The sequence below is a fragment of the Actinokineospora guangxiensis genome (assembly GCF_042657845.1).
Classification (GTDB): Bacteria; Actinomycetota; Actinomycetes; order Mycobacteriales; family Pseudonocardiaceae; genus Actinokineospora; species Actinokineospora guangxiensis.
In genome coordinates this window covers 172,083-191,466 of record NZ_JBHSKF010000003.1, presented here as the reverse complement: position 1 = coordinate 191,466, position 19,384 = coordinate 172,083, and the positions used below count along the sequence as shown (strand labels likewise).

Below are 19,384 nucleotides of genomic sequence, written 5' to 3'. Positions count from 1 at the left end.
GGCAGGACGGTACCCGATGCCCCCGGCCCGCTCCTGGGACAATGGCGGGATGACCGACGGACCGCTGATCGTGCAGTCGGACAAGACCCTGCTGCTGGAAGTCGACCACCCCCGCTCGGCCGACGCGCGCACCGCCATCGCGCCGTTCGCCGAGCTGGAGCGCGCGCCCGAGCACGTGCACACCTACCGCGTGACCCCGCTCGCGCTGTGGAACGCGCGCGCCGCCGGGCACGACGCCGAGCAGGTCGTGCACGCCCTGACGACGTACTCGCGCTACCCGGTGCCCCAGCCGCTGCTGATCGACGTGGTCGACACGATGGCCAGGTTCGGGCGGCTGAGCCTGCACAACCACCCGGCCCACGGCCTGGTCATGTCCACCACCGACCGCGCGGTGCTGGAGGAGGTGCTGCGCAACAAGAAGGTCGCCCCGATGATGGGCGCGCGCATCGACCCCGACACCGTCGTCGTGCACCCCAGCGAGCGCGGGCGGCTCAAGCAGGTGCTGCTCAAGGTCGGCTGGCCCGCCGAGGACCACGCGGGCTACGTCGACGGCGAGGCGCACCCGATCGAGCTGCAGGAGGACGGCTGGGAGCTGCGCGAGTACCAGCGCCAGGCCGCCTCGGCGTTCTGGGACGGCGGCTCCGGCGTGGTGGTGCTGCCCTGCGGGGCGGGCAAGACGCTCGTCGGCGCGGCGGCCATGGCGCACGCCAAGGCCACCACGCTGATCCTGGTGACCAACACCGTCGCGGGCAGGCAGTGGAAGCGCGAGCTGATCGCGCGCACGTCGCTGACCGAGGAGGAGATCGGCGAGTACTCCGGCGAGCGCAAGGAGGTCCGCCCGGTCACCATCGCGACCTACCAGGTGATCACCCGCAAGTCCAAGGGCGAGTACAAGCACCTGGAGCTGTTCGACTCCCGTGACTGGGGCCTGGTGGTCTACGACGAGGTGCACCTGCTGCCCGCGCCGGTCTTCCGGATGACTGCCGACCTGCAGTCCCGGCGCAGGCTGGGCCTGACGGCGACGCTGGTGCGCGAGGACGGCCGCGAGGGCGACGTGTTCTCCCTCATCGGTCCCAAGCGCTACGACGTGCCGTGGCGCGACGTGGAGGCCCAGGGCTGGATCGCCCCGGCCGAGTGCACCGAGGTGCGCGTCACCCTCACCGACGCCGAGCGCCTGGAGTACGCCACGGCCGAGCCGGAGGAGCGCTACAAGCTGTGCGCCACCGCGCGCACCAAGATTCCGGTGGTGCGCTCGATCCTCGACCGCCACCCCGGCGAGCCCACCCTGGTCATCGGCGCCTACCTGGAACAGCTGGCCGAGCTGGGCGAGGCGCTGGACTGCCCGGTCATCCAGGGCTCGACCCGCAACGCCGAGCGCGAGCAGCTCTTCGACGCCTTCCGCTCCGGCGAGCTTCCGCGCCTGGTGGTCTCGAAGGTGGCGAACTTCTCCATCGACCTGCCCGAGGCGTCGGTGGCCATCCAGGTCTCGGGCACCTTCGGCTCCCGCCAGGAGGAGGCCCAGCGCCTCGGCCGCCTGCTGCGCCCCAAGGGCGACGGCAGGCAGGCCCACTTCTACTCGGTCGTCTCCCGCGACACCCTCGACACCGACTACGCCGCGCACCGCCAGCGCTTCCTGGCCGAACAGGGCTACGCCTACCGCATCTGCGACGCCGACGACCTGCTCGGCCCGCTGCCCGAGGTCGGGTAGGACCCGGGCGGCGCGGGTCAGCCGCGCAGTTCGGCCAGCACGGCGTCGGTGAACGGGGGCCACGCCTCGACGGCCCAGTCGCCGAAGGGGCGGTCGGTGAGCACGACGCAGGCGGCGCCCGCGTCCGGGTCGACCCACAGGAACGTGCCGGACTGGCCGAAGTGGCCGTAGGTGCGCGGCGAGCTGGTCGTCCCGGTCCAGTGCGGGGACTTGCCGTCGCGGATCTCGAAGCCCAGTCCCCAGTCGTTGGGCTTCTGCATGCCGTAGCCGGGCAGCACGCCGTTGAGGCCGGGGTAGGCGACCGAGGTGGCCTCGGCGAGGGTCTCGGCGCTGATGAGCGTCGGGGTCTGGAGTTCGGCGGCGAAGCGGGCGAGGTCGGCGGCGGTGGAGACCGCGCCCGCGCCCGCGCTGCCCGACAGGCGGGTGGAGGTCATGCCCAGGGGGCCGAAGACGCCTTCGGCCAGGTAGTCGGCGAAGGCGATGCCGGTGTTCTTGTAGAGGTGGTCGGCGAGCACGGCGAACCCGGTGTTGGAGTAGATGCGGCGCGCGCCCGGCTCCGCCTGCCGGGCGTCGGTGTCGAAGGCCAGCCCGGAGGTGTGCGCGATGAGGTGGCGCACGGTGGCCGGTCCCGCCTCCTCGTCCCACTCGACGGCGCCCTCCTCGACGGCGAGCAGCACCCCGTAGGCGGTCAGCGGCTTGGTGACCGAGGCGAGCCCGTACTCCCGCCCGGTCTCCCCGCGCTGACCGACGATGGACCCGTCCGCGGCGACGACAACGGCGGCGACGTGGTCGACGGGCCAGTCGCTGAGGAGACGCAGGCTCTGCATGCCAGAACCCTATGCGCTCACCCTGGCACCACCGCTGATGGGCGATGTGTAACGAGCGTGATCATTCCCCCGGTTTCCCCTCAGTGACACGCGTGGGTGTCACTGAACCCTATGGATGGGGTGGGCTTGTGTTACTCGGAGGAAAGTCCAGACGGATCGTCCCGGCTGTCATCGCCTGTCTGGTGGCCGGTCTGGCGGTGACGGGCTCGACGCCCGCGGTGGCCGCGGTGCCCGCCGACTTCACCGACACGGCGGTGATCAGCGGTCTCACCATGCCGACCAACGCGGCGTTCGCCCCCGACGGGCGGGTGTTCGTCGCCGAGAAGAGCGGGCTGGTCAAGGTCTTCGACTCGCCGTCGGACACCACCGCGACGGTGTTCGCGGACCTGCGCCCGCAGACGCACGACTTCTGGGACCGCGGCCTGCTGGGGCTGGCCGTCGACCCGCGGTTCCCGGCCCGGCCCTACGTCTACGTCGGCTACACCCACGACGCGCTGCCCGGGGGGACGGCGCCGCAGTGGGGCGACCAGTGCCCGACGCCGCCGGGCGCGACCGACAAGGGCTGCGTGGTGACCGCGCGGCTCTCGAAGCTCGTCATGGGCTCGGGCGGCACCGCCGTGCAGGAGCAGCCGCTGATCACCGACTGGTGCCAGCAGTACCCGAGCCACTCCATCGGCAGCGTGGTCTTCGGCCCCGACGGCATGCTCTACGTCGGCGGCGGTGACGGCGCCAGCTTCAACTTCGCCGACTACGGCCAGGTCGGCAACCCGTGCGCCGACCCGCCGTCGCCCGCCGGGGTCACCCTGTCCCCGCCGAACGCCAAGGGCGGCGCGCTGCGCTCCCAGTCGGTCCGGCGGCCCGCGGGCGAGCCGGTCTCCCTCGACGGCACCGTCATCCGCGTCGACCCGGACACCGGCGCGGCGGCCCCCGGCAACCCGTTCGCGGCCGGCGCCGACGCCAACGCCCAGCGGATCGTGGCCTACGGGCTGCGCAACCAGTTCCGCTTCGGCTTCCGCCCCGGCACCGACGAGCTGTGGCTCGGCGACGTCGGCTGGGGAACCTGGGAGGAGATCAACCGCGTCCCGAACGCCACCGACGCGGTCGCGGAGAACTTCGGCTGGCCCTGCTTCGAGGGCAGCGCCCGCCAGTCCGGCTACGACGGCGCGAACGTCACCGTGTGCGAGTCGCTGTACTCCTCCGGCGGGCAGAGCGCGCCGTACTACGCCTACAACCACGCCTCGAAGGTCGTCGCCGGTGACGCCTGCCCGACCGGCGGCTCGTCGGTCTCCGGCATCGCCTTCGAGGACGGCACCAGCAACTACCCGGCGGCCTACCGCGGCGCCCTGTTCTTCGCCGACAGCTCCCGCGGCTGCATCTGGGCCATGCGCCTGGGCCCGAACGGCCAGCCCAACCCCAACGACATCGTGGCATTCGTGACCGGTGTGAACGCCCCGGTCCAGCTCCTCACCGGCCCCGGCGGCGACCTGTACTACATCGCGCTCGGCGCGGGCCAGCTGCGCCGCGTGTCCTACGTCGGCGGCGGGAACCGGCCGCCGACCGCCGTCGGCACCGCGACCCCGTCCTCGGGCCCGGCCCCCCTGTCAGTCCAGTTCGACGCGAGCGCCTCCACCGACCCCGACCAGGGCGACACCCTCACCTACGCCTGGGACCTCGACGCCGACGGCCAGTACGACGACTCCACCGCCGCGACCCCGACCCGCACCTACCTGAGCACCGGCGTCGTCGAGGTGGGCCTGCGCGTCACCGACCCCGACGGCGCCTCGTCCACCACCGCCGTCCCCGTCACCGTCGGCGCACCCCCCGGCCAGGACCCGGTCCCCCACATCGACACCCCGACGACCGCCCTGCGCTGGACCGTCGGCCAACCCCTGACCTTCTCCGGCCAGGCCGTCGACCCCCAGGACGGCCCCCTGCCCGCCTCAGCCCTGACCTGGCGCCTGACGATCCAGCACTGCTCCACCCAGGGCTCCTGCCACGAACACATCGTGCAGAACTGGAACGGCATCTCCTCGGGCTCCTTCATCGCCCCCGACCACGAATACCCCTCCCACCTAGAACTCACCCTCACCGCCGAGGACTCCACCGGCCGCACCGCGACGAAGACCCTCGCCCTGATGCCCAAAACGGTCGACCTGACCTTCACCGCCAACCCCTCAGGCGCGAAACTGGTGGTCGGCGGCATCCAGTCGACAACCCCGTTCACCCGCACGGTGATCGCGGGCAGCAACAACTCGATCAGCGCGCCCAGCCCCCAGAACTACGGCCTGCTGAACCTCAAGTACAAGTACACCGGCTGGTCACACGGCGGCGCCCAGTCCCACAACATCGTGGCACCGTCCACAAACACCACCTACCGCGCCAACTACACCATGTGCTGGCTACTGAACCCCTGCTAACCCCAACACACCCATAACGAACGTCAGGCGGGGACAGTCCACCCGTCCCCGCCTGACACCAACAACACCACCACCAACTACCACCTACCAACAAGTTCCTTTAAGGACAAACGCACCCCCAGCCCCCGCCCCACGCAAGGGGTCACTGCCAACTGTCCGATGGGGTGGAGTCGTTTCGGTGGGGGAGAAGAATCGCCGCTGAACTGGCGTGCGTGAGACCGGCTCGCCGATCCCACGCTTTGTCTCACGCAGCGGCGATTCTTCGTAGGGGCCCCACCGAAACGACTCCACCCCCATCGGACCACCCCCGCCAACCGCCACGGAACCCTCACGGAACCCGCTGAACCCTCGTGGAACCGCGGATCACACAGGCGGATGTATCCCCGAGAAGTGCCCCTCTTTGTCGCACATCCCACATGGCGCCCCGTTGTCCACCAAGCGGGGCACCCCACCAATCACCGCCAACACCGGATTGGCCACCGACCCCGACCCCCCACACCGGTGGCAGATCGTCTGCAGCGTGGGCGGAACCCCCCGCGAGTCGGAATCGGAATCAGAGTCGGGATCGTTCACCACAAGCCCCTGTGCAGGGCGAAGGCCCGACCCTCCGAAGAGGACCGGGCCTTCGCGGCGTACCTGGCGCGGATCAGAAGTCCATGCCACCGGTCGGGTCGCCACCCGGAGCGGCCGCGGCCTTCTCCGGCTTGTCGGCGACGACGGCCTCGGTGGTGAGGAACAGCGCCGCGATGGAGGCGGCGTTCTGCAGCGCGGAGCGGGTCACCTTGGTCGGGTCGAGGACGCCGGCCTTGACCAGGTCCTCGTACTCGCCGGTGGCCGCGTTGAGGCCGTGGCCCGCGGGAAGGTTCTTGACCTTCTCCACGACGACGCCGCCCTCAAGACCGCTGTTGACGGCGATCTGCTTGAGCGGGGCCTCGACGGCGACCTTGACGATGTTGGCGCCGGTGGCCTCGTCGCCGGTCAGCTTCAGGCTCTCGAACGCGGTCTTGGACGCCTGCAGCAGGGCGACGCCACCACCGGCGACGATGCCCTCCTCGACGGCGGCCTTGGCGTTGCGCACCGCGTCCTCGATGCGGTGCTTGCGCTCCTTGAGCTCGACCTCGGTCGCGGCGCCCGCCTTGATGACGGCGACGCCACCGGCCAGCTTGGCCAGGCGCTCCTGCAGCTTCTCGCGGTCGTAGTCGGAGTCCGACTTGTCGATCTCGGCGCGGATCTGGTTGACCCGGCCCTCGATCTGCTCCGCGTCGCCCGAGCCCTCGACGATGGTGGTCTCGTCCTTGGTCACGACGACCTTGCGGGCGCGGCCCAGCAGGGAGATGTCGGCGTTGTCCAGCTTGAGGCCCACGTCCTCGCTGATGACCTGGCCGCCGGTGAGGATGGCCATGTCCTGCAGCATCGCCTTGCGGCGGTCGCCGAAGCCCGGGGCCTTGACGGCGACGGACTTGAAGGTGCCGCGGATCTTGTTGACGACCAGGGTCGCCAGGGCCTCGCCCTCGACGTCCTCGGAGATGATCAGCAGCGGCTTGCCCGACTGCATGACCTTCTCCAGCAGCGGGAGCAGGTCCTTGACCGAGGAGATCTTGGAGCCGAACAGCAGGATGTACGGGTCCTCAAGGACCGCTTCCTGGCGCTCGGGGTCGGTCACGAAGTAACCGGAGATGTAGCCCTTGTCGAAGCGCATGCCTTCGGTGAGCTCAAGCTCCATGCCGAGGGCGTTGCTCTCCTCGACGGTGATGACGCCTTCCTTGCCGACCTTGTCCAGCGCCTCGGCGATGAGCTCGCCGATCGTGGAGTCACCGGCGGAGATCGAGGCGGTGGCCGCGATCTGCTCCTTGGTCTCGACCTCGGAGGCGTTCTTGTGCAGCTGCTCGATCACGGCCTCGACGGCCTGCTCGATGCCGCGCTTGAGCGACAGCGGGTCGGCGCCGGCGGCCACGTTGCGCAGGCCCTCGCGGACCAGCGCCTGGGCCAGCACGGTGGCGGTGGTGGTGCCGTCACCGGCGACATCGTCGGTCTTCTTGGCGACCTCTTTGACGAGCTCGGCCCCGATCTTCTCCCACGGGTCCTCGAGCTCGATCTCCTTGGCGATCGACACACCATCGTTGGTGATGGTCGGCGCGCCCCACTTCTTCTCGAGCACGACGTTGCGGCCACGCGGGCCGAGCGTCACCTTGACGGCGTCGGCGAGGATGTTCAGGCCGCGCTCGAGGCCGCGGCGCGCTTCCTCGTCAAACGCGATCAACTTGGCCATTGGGGTGTAGTCCTCCGTACGGGTGGAAACACGAGTGGCCAGGCTCGGTGCCCGCGACGGACGGCCCGCTCATCGCGCGAGCCTCACCGTCCCGACCTCATTGGCACTCGATGAGCCCGAGTGCCAATGTCGTGTTTAGCACTCTGGGGCGGCGAGTGCAAGCGAATGTCAGCCGGCCGTGGTGGTGACGATGGGGATCGACGGCAGGGTCGCGCCGGTCGGCAGGGTGGGCCGCGGCGCGGTCGTCGTCGCCGTCACCCCGCTGCCCTGCGGGCCGACCGGGATCGACGGGTTGGTCGTCGGCCCGGGGCCCGGGCCGGGATCGCTCTGCGAGGTGAGGATGAGCACCACCGCGACGATGATCGCGATGGCCACCGCGCCCACCACGGCGGGAGCGACCCAGCGGGTGCCGGACTTCTCCTCGCGGAAGGCCGACGCGCCGATCGCCGCGGGCGGGCGCAGCCGCACCGGGTCCGCCGGCGCGGGCGGCCGGGGCGGCTGGTGCGGCGGCTGCTGGTGGGCCTGCGGCTGGTGGCGCACCGGCGGCGGGGGCTGCGGCGGGCGTGGACCCGCCGGGCGGCGGCCGGGCGGCACGGTGGACTGGGCGGCGGCGCCGAGGGCGTGGCGGGCGGCGGCGACCAGCTCGCGGCAGTTGCCGTAGCGCCCGCCGGGGGTCTTGGCCATGCCCCTGCGGATCACCTCGTCGATGCCCGGGGGCAGCACGACCTGGTCGGTGACGGCGGGCACGTCGCGGTGCAGGTGGCCCTGGATGACCTCGGGCACCTGGCCGGTGAACGGCGGCCTGCCGGTGAGGCAGGCGAAGATCACGCAGGCCAGCGAGTAGGCGTCGGTGCGGCCGTCGACGGGCTCGCCGCGCAGGTGCTCGGGGGCGGCGTAGGTGGGCGAGCCGAGGAAGTCGCCGCCGCGGGTGCGGTGGCCGGTCGCGCCGCGGCGGGTCAGGCCGAAGTCGGCGACGTAGACGTGCTCTTGGGTGGACTCGCGCGCGGTGACCAGCACGTTCGCCGGCTTGACGTCCAGGTGCACGAGACCGCGGTCGTGCAGGTTGTCCAGCGCCTCGGCGACCTGGGCGAGCAGGGCGAGCGTGCGCTGCGGGGAGAGCGGGCCGTCGGAGATCAGGCTGGCCATGTCGGAGCCGTCGACCAGCCGCATGGCGATGTAGAGCAGGCCGTCGACCTCGCCGAAGTCGTAGAGCGGGACCACATTCGCGTGGTCGATGGCCGAGGTGTTGCGGGCCTCGTCGACGAAGCGCTCGCGGAACTCCGGGTCGGCGGTCAGGTGCTCGGCGATGACCTTCAGCGCCACCTTGCGGCCGAGCCGGACGTCGGTGGCCCGGTACATGACGCTCATGCCGCCCTTGCCGAGCACGCCGTCGATCCGGTAATGGCCGAGGCGTCGCCCGGTGAGATCCTCCGACACGTCCGGCAGCGTAACGGCTCAGGCCCCGGCCGCCGGGCGCGGCCTGCGGGTTTGCACCAGCACCCGGCCCGGTCCGGCCAGGTCGAGCAGCAGACCCGCGCCGGTGCGCAGCGACTGCGGTCCGGCCGGGTCGACCGCGCGCAGCCGGACCTGGGTGGTGTCGGTGTAGGCGAGCAGGTGCGCGGGGTCGACGGTGATCGCTTCGCCGGGCTCCAGGGCCACGGTGTCGAGCGCGCCGCAGCAGGCCAGCACGGTCACCCCGACGCCGGAGACGTGCTCAAGGAAGCCGTGCTCGGCGCCGAAGAGCGGGTGGAAACGCGCCCAGCCCGGGTCGGCGCGCAGCGTGGCGGGCAGGGCGAGGCGGGCGCCGCGGGCCACGCACCAGCCGGAGGTGCCGTCGAACTCCAGCACGTGCGCGTCGCCGGGCAGCTGCGGCGCGACGTCCACCCAGCCGCCCTCGGCGGGCGCGGTGAACACCGCCGGCCGCGAGCGCCCCCGGCCGCGGCCGGAATCGATGAGCACGCCGTAGCTGGTGGAGATCATCGAGTCGTAGTCGGCCTGGACGGTCTCCCCCGGGGCGAGGACCAGGCGCGCGACCGCGAACGTCGGCGTGTGCCGGGTGCGGACCTGCACGGGCTCCTCTCCTCCCCCGGCTCCCCCGAGCCGGATGCGCGGTGGAGTCTCGCACGGGGGCAAGATGGCCGGGTGACGAGGAGCCGGGAGATCAGCCTGTGTTGGAGCGCGGCGTGCTGAGCGCCGAGCAGTACCGCGAGCGGGTGGCCGGACTGGTCCCGCCGATGCCGGTCGTGCGGCTGCCCCTGGACCGGTGCGCGGGCCTGGTGCTGGCCGAGGACGTGGTGGCCGGGGTGTCGCTGCCCCCGTTCGACAACTCGGCGATGGACGGCTACGCGGTGCGCGCCGCCGACCTGGCGGGCGAGGAGACGGTGCTGCCGGTCGCCGACGACATCCCGGCCGGGCGCACCGACGTCGCCCCGCTGGCCCCCGGCACCGCGCACCGGATCATGACCGGCGCGCCCATGCCGCCGGGGGCGGACGCCGTCGTGCAGGTCGAGCTGACCGACGGCGGCACGGAGGGGACCGTCGTCATCCGCGCCACCGTCGAGCCCGGCAGGCACGTGCGCCGCACCGGTGAGGACGTCGTCGCGGGCACCGTCGTGCTGCGTGCCGGAACCCCGCTGCGGTCCGCCCAGCTCGGCCTGGCCGCCGCGGTCGGGCTGGCCGAGCTGCCCGTGCGCCGCGCGCCCCGCGTCGTGGTGCTCTCCACCGGAACCGAGCTGACGCCGCCGGGCGAGCCGCTGGCGCCGGGGCGCATCTACGAGTCCAACAGCGTCCTGCTCGCCGCCGCGGTCCGCGAGATCGGCGGCGAGGCGAGCGTGCTGCGCGCGGTCAGCGACGACGTCGAGGCGTTCCTGGCGACGCTGGCCGGGCTGGACGGAGCCGACCTGCTGATCACCTCCGGCGGGGTGAGCGCGGGCGCCTACGAGGTGGTCAAGGACGCGCTGGCCGACCGCGGTGTCGAGTTCCTCAGGGTGGCCGTGCAGCCGGGCGGGCCGCAGGGATCGGGCCGGGTGGCGCTGCCCGGCGGCGCGGAGCTGCCGGTGGTGGCGCTGCCGGGCAACCCGGTGAGCGCGGCGCTGTCCTTCGAGCTGTTCGCCCGGCCCGCGCTGCTGGCTGCCATGGGGCACACCCGCCTGGACCGCCCGCGCGCGACCGCCAGGACCGTCGAGCCGCTGTCCTCGCCCGAGGGCAAGGAGCAGTACCGGCGGGGCCGCCACGACGAGGGCGTGGTGGAGGTGGTGCCCGTCGGCGGGCCCGGCTCGCACCTGCTGGCGTCCTTCGCCGAGTCCAACTGCCTGATCGTGCTGCCCGTCGGGGTGGCCGACGTGGCGGGCGGCGACCTCGTGGAGCTGATCCTCCTCGACTGATCGCCGCAGGTCAGCGGGGCTGTCGTCGCACATCGTGGTCGGCGGCCGCGGCGTGGTCGTTCGCCGAGCGTAGAATCGGCGGTGTCGTCCGGGCACCGCGTGCGACGTCGGGGGCGCACGCGTTGCCCGGGCCCTCCCCGCGTACCGTGGATGGCATCTCGGGCCCGGACAAATCAGGCCCGGACCACCCGCTCGCTCAAGACCAACGGGGACCAGCCAGCCGATGAGCGCCGCACCTGAGAAGACCTCCGCTCTGTCCCACGCCGTCGCGCTGGCCAAGAGCGTCGTCCCGCCCTTGCACCCCGCGGGCAGGCCGTTCGTCGCGGGCGGCGCGCTCGCGACGCTGCTGATCCGCGCCAAGTCCCGCAAGCTGGGCGTCGTCGTCGGTCTGCTCACCGGCTGGCTGGCCTGGTTCTTCCGCGAGCCGGTGCGCGTCACGCCCAAGCGCCCCGGCATCGCCGTGGCCCCGGCCGACGGCGCCGTCTCGCACGTCGTCGAGGCCGCCCCGCCCGCCGAGCTGGGCCTGGGCAGCGACCCGATGCTGCGGATCAGCGTGTTCCTGTCCGTCTTCGACGTGCACGTCCAGCGCGCCCCGGCCACCGGCCAGGTCGTGCGCGCGGTGCACGTGCCCGGCCAGTTCCTCTCGGCCGACTTGGACGAGGCCAGCGAGGTCAACGAGCGCGTCAGCGTGCACGTGCGCTCCGACGACGGCCACGACCTCGCCGTCGTGCAGATCGCCGGGCTGATCGCGCGCCGCATCATCTGCTCGGTCGCCGACGGGGAGAAGGTGCTGGCCGGCCAGACCTACGGCCTGATCCGCTTCGGCTCCCGCGTCGACCTCTATGTCCCGCTGGGCAGCCGCGTGCTGGTCGAGCCGGGCCAGCGCACGGTCGGCGGCGAGACCGTGCTCGCCGAACTGGCGCGCTGATGGCCCCGGCCGGGCCCGGCGTGCGGCTGCTGCCGAACGCCATCACCGTCCTGGCGGTGTGCGCGGGCCTCTCGGCGGTGCACTTCGCGCTGAACAACCAGCCCGCCGCCGCCATCACGGCCATCGCCGTGGCCGCCGTCCTCGACAGCCTCGACGGCCGCATCGCCCGGCTGCTCGACGCCACCAGCAAGATGGGCGCCGAGCTGGACTCCCTGGCCGACGCGATCTCCTTCGGCGTCGCGCCCGCGCTGGTGCTCTACATCTGGAAGTTCGAGACCTACGACCGCTTCGGCTGGGTCGTCGCGCTGATCTTCGCCGTGTGCATGATCCTGCGCCTGGCCAGGTTCAACACCCTGCTGGACGACACCGAGCAGCCCCCGTACGCCAAGGAGTTCTTCGTCGGGGTGCCCGCGCCCGCGGGCGGCCTGCTGGTGCTGCTGCCGCTGATCCTGGCCATCCAGGTCGGCGGCACCGACCAGTGGTGGCAGTCCGAGGCGGTCGTGAGCGTGTGGACGGTCGCGGTGTCGATCCTGCTGATCAGCCGCATCCCGACGCTGTCGGTGAAGACGACCAGGGTGCCCGCGCGCGCCGTGGCCCCGCTGCTGGTCGGCGTCGGGCTGCTGGCCGCCGCGGTGATCACCTACCCGTGGATCGCGCTGTCGGTCGTGCTGGTGCTCTACCTGCTGCACATCCCGTACGCGGTCCGGCGCAAGCACTGGCTGGCCGGGCACCCCGAGGCGTGGGACGTGCCGCCGCGCGAGCGCCGCGCCATCCGCCGCGCCCACGGCAGGCGCCTGGGCCTGCGCCCGCCCGGCCTCGCCCGGGTCTCCGGCGCGGCCCGGCGCGCGGTCGGCAGGCGCGGCGACCGGCTGCCCGAGACCCGCACCCCGGTGCGCCGCTCGTGGCGGCGCACCGGCATCCGTCGGACGCACCGGCCCTCGGACCAATAGCCTGGACGGGTGAGCGCACAGATCACCCTGACGGTCCGGCTGTCCCCGTCCGCACTCGACAGCAGGCGCGGCGTCGTCCGGCTGCACCCGGAGGTCCTGGACGCCCTCGGGCTGCGGCCGTGGGACGGCGTGCGGCTGACCGGCGCGCGGATCAGCGCCGCGCTGGCCGCCGAGGCCGGTGTGGACACTCCGACCGGGGTCGTGCTGCTCGACGACATCACCATCTCCAACATCGGCGTGGCCGAGGGCGGCGAGGTCGTCGTCACCCCCGCCGACGTGCTCCCGGCGAAGTCGGTGACCGTCGCCGGGTCGCGGCTGGCGGGCACGTCGCTGCCACCGGAGACGGTGCGCCTGGCGCTGGTGGGCAAGGTCCTGACCGTGGGCGACGCGGTGTCGCTGCTGCCCCAGGACCTCGCGCCGCCGCCGGGAGCCGACCTGACGGCGGTGCGCGGCAAGCTGGCCCGGGCCATCGGCACGACCTGGACCAACGAGCTGCTGACGATCACCGCGACCGAGCCGGCGGGCGCGGTCACCGTGCACCCGTCGACCGTCGTCGGGTGGCGCGACGGGGCCAGGACGGGCGAGCGCGCGGCGGTCGCCGTCGGCGGGCCCGCGCTGCTGCGGCGCGAGACCCCGGCCCACGGTGACGTGCTCGGTGACGTGCTTGACGACGTCCTCGACGCCGAGGTCGTGCCCGACACCCCGACGGCCGAGACGCCGATCCCGCTGACGGACCTGGTCGGCTCGCGGGAGGCCGCGCGCACGCTCGGCGAGTGGCTGGAGCTGGCCTTCACCCGCCCCGAGCTGCTGCGGCGCCTCGGCGCGGCGGCCCGGCTGGGCGTGCTGGTCACCGGGCCGGAGGGCGTCGGCAAGTCGTCGCTGGTGCGGTCGGTGGCCGACGCCGCCGACGCCGAGGTCGTGGAGCTGACCGCCCCGACGGTGGCGGTGCTGGAGCCGAACGCGGCCGCGGCCAGGGTTCGCTCGGCGATCGATGCGGCGACGGCGGCGAGCCCGTCGGTGCTGCTGATCACCGACGTCGACGCGCTGCTGCCCGCCGCCGATCCGCCGCCGGTCGCCCCGGTGGTGCTGGAGGCGCTGCGCGCGGCGGTCGAGCACCCCGGCCTGGCCCTGGTGGCGACCACCGCGCACCCGGAGGGCGTCGACCGGCGCCTGCGCGGCCCCGACCTCATCGACCGCGAGCTGTCCCTGCCGCTGCCGGACGCGCGCGGGCGCACCGAGCTGATGCGCGTGCTGTTCCGGGACGTCCCGGTGGAGTCTGATGTGGACTTCGGCGCGCTGGCCGAGCGCACCCCCGGCTTCGTCGCCGCCGACCTGATCGCCGTGCGCCGCGAGGCCGCCATCCGCGCCGCCCTGCGCGACCGCGACGCCGAGGACCCCAAGGTCGTCCAGGCAGACCTGCTGGGCGCGGCCCAGTCGGTGCGGCCGACGTCGATGTCCTCCAGCCTGAACACCGGCGGCATCGCGCTGGAGGACGTCGGCGACATGGTCGAGACCAAGCAGGCCCTCACCGAGGCGGTGCTGTGGCCGCTGCGCTACCCGGACTCCTTCGCCCGCCTCGGCGTCGCCCCGCCCCGCGGCGTGCTGCTCTACGGCCCGCCCGGCGGCGGCAAGACGTTCCTGGTGCGCGCGCTGGCGGGCACCGGCCAGCTCAACGTGTTCGCCGTCAAGGGCGCCGAACTGATGGACAAGTGGGTGGGCGAGTCCGAACGCGCCGTCCGCGACCTCTTCCGCCGCGCCGCCGACGCCGCCCCCGCCCTGGTCTTCCTGGACGAGATCGACGCCCTGGCCCCCCGCCGCGGCCAGTCGTCGGACTCCGGCGTCGCCGACCGGGTCGTCGCCGCCCTGCTCACCGAACTCGACGGCGTGGAGCCCCTCCGCGACGTCGTGGTCGTCGGCGCCACCAACCGCCCCGAACTGGTCGACCCTGCCCTCCTGCGCCCCGGCCGCCTGGAGCGCCTGATCTACGTCCCCCCGCCGGACACCGAGGCCAGGACCGCCATCCTGACCGCCACCGCCCGCAACACCCCGCTGGCCGACGACGTGGACCTGGCCGCCTACGCCGCTGCCCTGGAGGGCTACTCCGCCGCCGACTGCGCCGCCCTGATCCGCGAGGCCGCCCTCACGGCCATGCGCGAATCCCTGGAGGCCTCCGTGGTCACCGCCGCCCACCTGGAATCCGCCCGCGAGCGCGTCCGCCCGTCCCTGGACCCGGCCCAGCTGGCGGCCCTGGAGGCCTACGCCAATCGCGACTGAGCACTCGGCCCCGGACTTGTCCACACCCCCGAAACTCCAGCCGCACCCCCACTGCCGCACCGACAACCTGGCGGCGGGGGTCGGGGATACGTGCCTCAGTGCCTCAGTGCCTAATGCCTCAGTGCCTTAATGCCTCAGTCGCCGAACGGATCCGCACTGGTGGCCGGGTCCCAGGACAGCCCCGGCACCCCCCACCGATTAGCCTTCAACATCCTCTTCGCATCCCGCGAGTTCCGCCCGATCAACCGATCCAGGTACAGGTACCCATCCAGATGATCGGTCTCGTGCTGCAGGCACCGGGCGAAGAACCCCGTCCCCTCGACCTCGATCGCGTTGCCGTCGGAGTCCTGCCCGCTCACCTTCGCCCACGCCGCGCGCCCCGTCGGGAACGCCTCGCCGGGCGCGCTGAGGCAGCCCTCCATGTCCTCGTCCGGGTCGGGCATGTTCTGCGGGATCGCGCCGGTGGTCAGGGACGGGTTGACCACGTGGCCGACATGGCGGACGCCCTCGTCGTCCGGGCAGTCGTAGACGAACACCCGCAGGTCGACGCCGATCTGGTTCGCCGCGAGGCCGACGCCGCGGGCGGCGGCCATGGTCTCGAACATGTCATCGATGAGCGCCTTGAGGGCGGCGTCGAAGGTGTCCACCGGCTTCGTCGGGTTGTGCAGGACCGGATCGCCCGCGATGCGGATCGGGTGAACTGTCATACCCGCAGGGTAGAGAAGCAGAAGTCGGGGACTCGCCGAGGGACATGACGATCTCCACGGGCCATCACGTGGTGTAATGGCCGCACGCGCAAGAGCAGTTGCCGCGAGGAGCGAATGGACGCCGCCGAAGTGCCAGACGAGCCCGCCGGACTCACCGAACGGGACCGAGCCTTCCTCGCCTTCGAGCGCCAGTGGTGGAAGGCGGCGGGGGCCAAGGACCAGGCCGTCCGCGAGCTGTTCGACATGTCCAGCACGCGCTACTACCAGCTGCTCAACGCCCTCATCGACACCCCCGAAGCCCTCGCCGCCGACCCGATGCTGGTCAAGCGCCTGCGCAGGCTCCGGGCGAGCAGGGCCCGCGCCCGCGGCGCCCGACGGCTGGGATTGGAGCCCCGATGACGACCGAACCGATGCGGCCCGCCCGGATCGCGGGCCTGGCGCTGCTCGGCGTGGCCGCGGTCGCCACGGTGCTCGGCGTGGTCACCCTCATCGGCGGCGACGGCGACAGCCAGGCGGGCCAGACCACCCCGCCCGCGGCCACCACCACCGCCACCGCGCCCCCCGCGGACACCACGACCAGCGCCCAGGCGCCGACGACGACCGCCCCGCCCACCACCACGACCACCACGACCACCGAGGCCCCGGCGACCACCACCAGCGAGCCCACCGCCAAGCCCACCACCCCCGGCGGCGGCGCACCGTCCTCTCAGGACGAGCCGGTGCGGGTCTACAACAACAGCACCGTCAAGGGCCTGGCGGACAAGGCGAAGGCCGACCTTGAGGCCGCGGGCTGGGAGGTGGTCGAGGTCGGCAACCACCAGGGCCGCCTGTACGAGACCACTGTGTACTTCCGCCCCGGCACCGGCGAGGAGGCCGCGGCCAGGGCCCTCGGCAAGCAGTTCGACCTGCGCGTCGAGCCGCGCTTCGACGGCATCGCCGACGCCAGCCCGGGTGTCATCGTGATAGTGACCAAGGACTGGTCCGGCACCCCCAACGACAAGGGCTGACGCGCGCGGATACCCCATCCAGACTAGATTCCTACTCCTAACAGAGTAGTGACTGGTCGGAGGGCTCATGCGCGTGGGTTTCGCGGCGCTCGGCGCCGGGATCGCGGCCGCGGTGGTCGCGGTCGGGCTCGCGGTGGCCGCGCCCCTGCCGGGCGGCCTCGGCCCCTGCGTCCCCGGCGACTGCCCCGACCCGTTCCCGCCGGTCGGCAATGGCGGGTTCGCGGGCCGCGACAACGCGGTGAACACCTTCGTCGGCGGCGACATGCGCGTGCGCGGCAGCGCGGCGGAGGCCGAAGGCCGGGTGGTCGTGCTCGGGTCCTTCGACCAGAACAAGGCCGCGGGCGGCTCCAACCGCTACAACATCGGCGTCGCGGGCGTCGGCTCCCGCGTCCCGCCCCCGGACGGCGCCGACTTCCTCACCACCGGCGGCGGCGTGACCGTCGCGGGCGGCCAGGTGCTCGACGCCGTCGGCGACTCCGCGGGCGGCGTCGTCCGGCACGCGGGCCCGGCGAGCGGCACCATCGACGGCACCGTCGTCCAGGACGAGGACGCCGCCACCCCGTACGCGGGCCTGCGCGCCCAGTTGACCACCGCCAGCCAGTGCTACGCCCGCCCCGACGGCGCCGACCCGCGCACCCCGACCGGCACGGCCGTCAACCAGGGCTACCAGACCCTCTTCACCGGCGACGGCACCAGCCCCCTCCAGGTCTTCACCGTCGACTTCCCGATGCGCAACGCCTCCGGCGGCGCCCAGGACATCGTCTTCACCGGAATCCCCGACGGCGCGACAGTGCTGGTCAACGTCCTCGGCCCCACACCGATCATCAACACCACCGCGGGCTCCTTCGACGACACCCACCCCTTCAACCGCCTGCGCGACCGCCTCCTCTGGAACCTCCCCGACGCCACCACAGCCACCTTCACCGGCGGCGCCCAATTCCAGGGCAGCATCCTCGTCGGCAACCCCACGAGCACCACCACCGTCGACATGCCCGGCGTCAACGGCCGCTTCTTCACCACCGGCGACCTGACCCACACCTCCCCCGGCAACACCACCAGCACCGGCACCGAAATCCACGCCTACCCCTTCAACGGCGACCTTCCCGACTGCGCCCCCACCCCCACCAGCACCACCACAGTCACCACCACCACCCCGACATCCACCACCACAGACCAAACAACGACCACAGACCCGACAACTACCACCGACCAGACCACGACCACGACCACGACCACGACCACGACCACGACCACGACCACGACCACGACCGGGCCTACTACGACCACCACCGAAGTCACCACAACGACCGAGCCCACAACCACCACCGACCCGACCTCGTCCACAACGGACACCAGCACCACCACACCGACTTCCACTACACCCACCGGCCCCACCTGGCCGACCGGCCCCACCACCACGGACACACCCGGCCCAGGCCCGTCGCCAGACCTGCCCGACACCGGCCCGAACGTCGGCCCCGCCGTCGCGGCGGGCGCCCTTCTCCTCACCGCAGGCACCGCCCTCCTCCTCATGGTGCGTCGCAGGAACACCTGACCGGCCCTGCCCCCGCCAGGAACCTGCCCGGCCCGTCGCCCGATCAGCCGTGAACGTTGCCCCGGGCGCCCCGACCTCCCCCCAGGCACCCCACCCCCGACTGGCAAACTCGGTTTACCGCCCCCTCCCCCGCAGGCACCATCCCGGCATGACCGGTTCCAGCGTCGTGGCGTTCCTCATCGCCTCGTTCACCCTGGCCATGGTGCCGGGAGCCGGGACGGCGACGCTGCTGCGACAGTCCGCGCGCGGGGGTCGCAGGGCGGCGGTGGCCACGGTGGCGGGGTTGGAGGTCGGGGTCGCGGTGTGGGCGGTGGCGGCCGCGCTCGGGCTCTCCGTGGTGCTGGTCGCCTCCGAGGTCGGCTACCAGGTGCTGCGGGTCGCCGGGGTGGTCGTGCTGATCGGGTTCGGGGTCAAGGCGCTCGTCGGTCGGAGTGGGCCGAAGGCGGGGGCGCCGCGCGGCGGGGGGTTTCGGTCGGGGCTGCTGGTCAACCTGGTCAACCCGAAGCTCGCCGTGTTCGCGGTGTCCTTCCTGCCGCAGTTCGTCTCCCCCGGCGCCGGGCGGTGGGTGCTGGTGCTGCTCGCCGTCGCGTGGGTGGTCGTCGACACGATCTGGTACCTGCTGGTCCTCGCCCTGCTCGCCACGCTGGCGGACGTGCTCGGGCGGCCCCGTGTGCGGGTGGTGCTGGAGCGGGTCTCCGGGGTCGCGCTGGTCGGGCTCGGGGTGCGGTTGGCGGTGGCGGGTTAGCCGCGCCAGGGCAGGTCGGGCAGGGCGGTCATCTCGGCGTAGCCGCGCGCCTCGGCCAGTTCGTCGTAGCGCCCGGCGAGCAGCAGGGTCTTGATCCGGCGCGCCTGCGCGGTGGTGAAGGTGTCGCCGACCAGCAGGAACGGCAGGACGAGGCGCCAGAACGACACCACCGTCGAGCGCCTGCGGGTGCTCGCGCGCAGGATCGCGACGGCCATCCGCAGGGCGTGTTCGTTGGCCGTCATCGCCTTGGGCATGCCGCCGTGGTCCCAGGCCCAGCGGGCCTGGTCGGCGCGCGAGCAGGTGAGGCAGCCCGCGTCGCCGGTGGCCAGCTCCACCCGGCAGGCCGGGCAGGGGACCAGGCGCAGCGCCCAGTCGGTGCACGTCCACGGGTAGACGCCGGCGACCTCGGCGAGCACGGCGGCGGCGAGCTCGCGCTCGTCGTCGTCGCCGCGCAGGGCGTCCCAGTCGGCGCGCCAGTAGGCGTCGACGGTGTCCGCGCAGGTCGTGCAGCCCGGGTAGCCGCGCCCCAGCGGGTCGCCGCAGGACGCGCACGCGCGCACCACCTCGGGTCGGGCCAGGAGACGCGCTCCGGGCGGGTACGGACGCACCATGGT

At 73.0% G+C, this 19,384-nt stretch carries 16 protein-coding genes; 10 read left to right on the top strand and 6 right to left on the bottom strand.

Annotated elements, in window-relative coordinates:
- Positions 1-49 precede the first annotated feature (49 nt).
- Positions 50-1,708 (top strand): DNA repair helicase XPB, encoded by a 1,659-nt coding sequence (locus ACFPM7_RS07750; protein ID WP_378245399.1) that lies wholly within the window; start codon positions 50-52, stop codon positions 1,706-1,708.
- Positions 1,709-1,725: 17 nt separating this feature from the next.
- On the opposite strand, the gene ACFPM7_RS07745 is transcribed toward ACFPM7_RS07750, so the two are convergent.
- Entirely contained in the window at positions 1,726-2,535 is an 810-nt protein-coding gene (locus ACFPM7_RS07745) for a serine hydrolase domain-containing protein (protein ID WP_378245397.1), read from the bottom strand.
- A 182-nt stretch (positions 2,536-2,717) separates the two neighbouring features.
- On the opposite strand from ACFPM7_RS07745, the gene ACFPM7_RS07740 reads away from it, so the two are divergent.
- The gene (locus ACFPM7_RS07740; protein ID WP_378245395.1) at positions 2,718-4,952 is read left to right on the top strand and encodes a PQQ-dependent sugar dehydrogenase; all 2,235 of its coding nucleotides are present in this window, start codon (positions 2,718-2,720) and stop codon (positions 4,950-4,952) included.
- Between the two features lie 646 nt (positions 4,953-5,598).
- Here the strand turns inward: ACFPM7_RS07740 and groL are convergent.
- From groL to ACFPM7_RS07725, 3 genes are all read right to left on the bottom strand, one after another.
- On the bottom strand, positions 5,599-7,221 hold the full coding sequence (gene groL, locus ACFPM7_RS07735) for a chaperonin GroEL (protein WP_378245393.1): 1,623 nt from the start codon (positions 7,219-7,221) through the stop codon (positions 5,599-5,601).
- A 168-nt stretch (positions 7,222-7,389) separates the two neighbouring features.
- The gene (locus ACFPM7_RS07730) at positions 7,390-8,658 is read right to left on the bottom strand and encodes a serine/threonine-protein kinase (protein WP_378245391.1); all 1,269 of its coding nucleotides are present in this window, start codon (positions 8,656-8,658) and stop codon (positions 7,390-7,392) included.
- An 18-nt stretch (positions 8,659-8,676) separates the two neighbouring features.
- Entirely contained in the window at positions 8,677-9,291 is a 615-nt protein-coding gene (locus tag ACFPM7_RS07725) for an AIM24 family protein (RefSeq protein WP_378245389.1), read from the bottom strand.
- A gap of 113 nt (positions 9,292-9,404) precedes the next feature.
- Between ACFPM7_RS07725 and ACFPM7_RS07720 the strand changes: the two genes are divergently transcribed.
- The 4 genes from ACFPM7_RS07720 (at position 9,405) to ACFPM7_RS07705 (ending at position 14,756) form a co-directional block, all read left to right on the top strand.
- A complete protein-coding gene (locus ACFPM7_RS07720) occupies positions 9,405-10,604 on the top strand; it encodes a molybdopterin molybdotransferase MoeA (RefSeq protein WP_378245387.1) in 1,200 nt (399 codons plus the stop codon).
- A 223-nt stretch (positions 10,605-10,827) separates the two neighbouring features.
- On the top strand, positions 10,828-11,532 hold the full coding sequence (locus tag ACFPM7_RS07715; protein ID WP_378245385.1) for a phosphatidylserine decarboxylase: 705 nt from the start codon (positions 10,828-10,830) through the stop codon (positions 11,530-11,532).
- Positions 11,532-12,482, top strand: a complete 951-nt coding sequence (pssA, locus tag ACFPM7_RS07710) for a CDP-diacylglycerol--serine O-phosphatidyltransferase (protein ID WP_378245383.1) — start codon at positions 11,532-11,534, stop codon at positions 12,480-12,482. Before ACFPM7_RS07715 ends, pssA begins: the two co-directional genes overlap by 1 nt.
- 9 nt (positions 12,483-12,491) lie before the next feature.
- Positions 12,492-14,756 carry an AAA family ATPase gene (locus ACFPM7_RS07705; protein WP_378245381.1) on the top strand — a complete coding sequence of 755 codons (2,265 nt, stop codon included), beginning with the start codon at positions 12,492-12,494 and terminating at the stop codon, positions 14,754-14,756.
- A 134-nt stretch (positions 14,757-14,890) separates the two neighbouring features.
- Here ACFPM7_RS07705 and ACFPM7_RS07700 read toward each other — a convergent pair whose 3' ends face one another.
- On the bottom strand, positions 14,891-15,463 hold the full coding sequence (locus ACFPM7_RS07700; protein ID WP_378245379.1) for a peptide deformylase: 573 nt from the start codon (positions 15,461-15,463) through the stop codon (positions 14,891-14,893).
- Between the two features lie 114 nt (positions 15,464-15,577).
- Between ACFPM7_RS07700 and ACFPM7_RS07695 the strand changes: the two genes are divergently transcribed.
- The 4 genes from ACFPM7_RS07695 to ACFPM7_RS07680 all read left to right on the top strand — a co-directional run bounded on the left by ACFPM7_RS07695 (position 15,578) and on the right by ACFPM7_RS07680 (position 18,770).
- Positions 15,578-15,862: a DUF3263 domain-containing protein gene (locus ACFPM7_RS07695; RefSeq protein ID WP_378245377.1), complete on the top strand. Its 285-nt coding sequence runs from the start codon at positions 15,578-15,580 to the stop codon at positions 15,860-15,862.
- A complete protein-coding gene (locus tag ACFPM7_RS07690; protein ID WP_378245375.1) occupies positions 15,859-16,470 on the top strand; it encodes a LytR C-terminal domain-containing protein in 612 nt (203 codons plus the stop codon). Before ACFPM7_RS07695 ends, ACFPM7_RS07690 begins: the two co-directional genes overlap by 4 nt.
- 67 nt (positions 16,471-16,537) lie before the next feature.
- A complete protein-coding gene (locus tag ACFPM7_RS07685; RefSeq protein ID WP_378245373.1) occupies positions 16,538-18,025 on the top strand; it encodes a choice-of-anchor A family protein in 1,488 nt (495 codons plus the stop codon).
- A 148-nt stretch (positions 18,026-18,173) separates the two neighbouring features.
- Positions 18,174-18,770, top strand: a complete 597-nt coding sequence (locus tag ACFPM7_RS07680; RefSeq protein WP_378245371.1) for a LysE family translocator — start codon at positions 18,174-18,176, stop codon at positions 18,768-18,770.
- Here the strand turns inward: ACFPM7_RS07680 and ACFPM7_RS07675 are convergent.
- Entirely contained in the window at positions 18,767-19,381 is a 615-nt protein-coding gene (locus ACFPM7_RS07675; RefSeq protein ID WP_378245369.1) for a hypothetical protein, read from the bottom strand. The two genes, ACFPM7_RS07680 and ACFPM7_RS07675, sit on opposite strands and share 4 nt — an antisense overlap.
- Positions 19,382-19,384 lie beyond the last annotated feature (3 nt).

Bases quoted from the DNA above. Each gene is read 5' to 3' on its own strand.
- ACFPM7_RS07715 (WP_378245385.1), top strand. From the start codon at position 10,828: ATGAGCGCCGCACCTGAGAAGACCTCCGCTCTGTCCCACGCCGTCGCG.
- ACFPM7_RS07690 (WP_378245375.1), top strand. From the start codon at position 15,859: ATGACGACCGAACCGATGCGGCCCGCCCGGATCGCGGGCCTGGCGCTG.
- ACFPM7_RS07695 (WP_378245377.1), top strand. From the start codon at position 15,578: ATGGACGCCGCCGAAGTGCCAGACGAGCCCGCCGGACTCACCGAACGG.
- groL (WP_378245393.1), bottom strand. From the start codon at position 7,221: ATGGCCAAGTTGATCGCGTTTGACGAGGAAGCGCGCCGCGGCCTCGAG.
- ACFPM7_RS07700 (WP_378245379.1), bottom strand. From the start codon at position 15,463: ATGACAGTTCACCCGATCCGCATCGCGGGCGATCCGGTCCTGCACAAC.
- ACFPM7_RS07675 (WP_378245369.1), bottom strand. From the start codon at position 19,381: ATGGTGCGTCCGTACCCGCCCGGAGCGCGTCTCCTGGCCCGACCCGAG.
- ACFPM7_RS07680 (WP_378245371.1), top strand. From the start codon at position 18,174: ATGACCGGTTCCAGCGTCGTGGCGTTCCTCATCGCCTCGTTCACCCTG.
- ACFPM7_RS07750 (WP_378245399.1), top strand. From the start codon at position 50: ATGACCGACGGACCGCTGATCGTGCAGTCGGACAAGACCCTGCTGCTG.
- ACFPM7_RS07685 (WP_378245373.1), top strand. From the start codon at position 16,538: ATGCGCGTGGGTTTCGCGGCGCTCGGCGCCGGGATCGCGGCCGCGGTG.
- ACFPM7_RS07745 (WP_378245397.1), bottom strand. From the start codon at position 2,535: ATGCAGAGCCTGCGTCTCCTCAGCGACTGGCCCGTCGACCACGTCGCC.
- pssA (WP_378245383.1), top strand. From the start codon at position 11,532: ATGGCCCCGGCCGGGCCCGGCGTGCGGCTGCTGCCGAACGCCATCACC.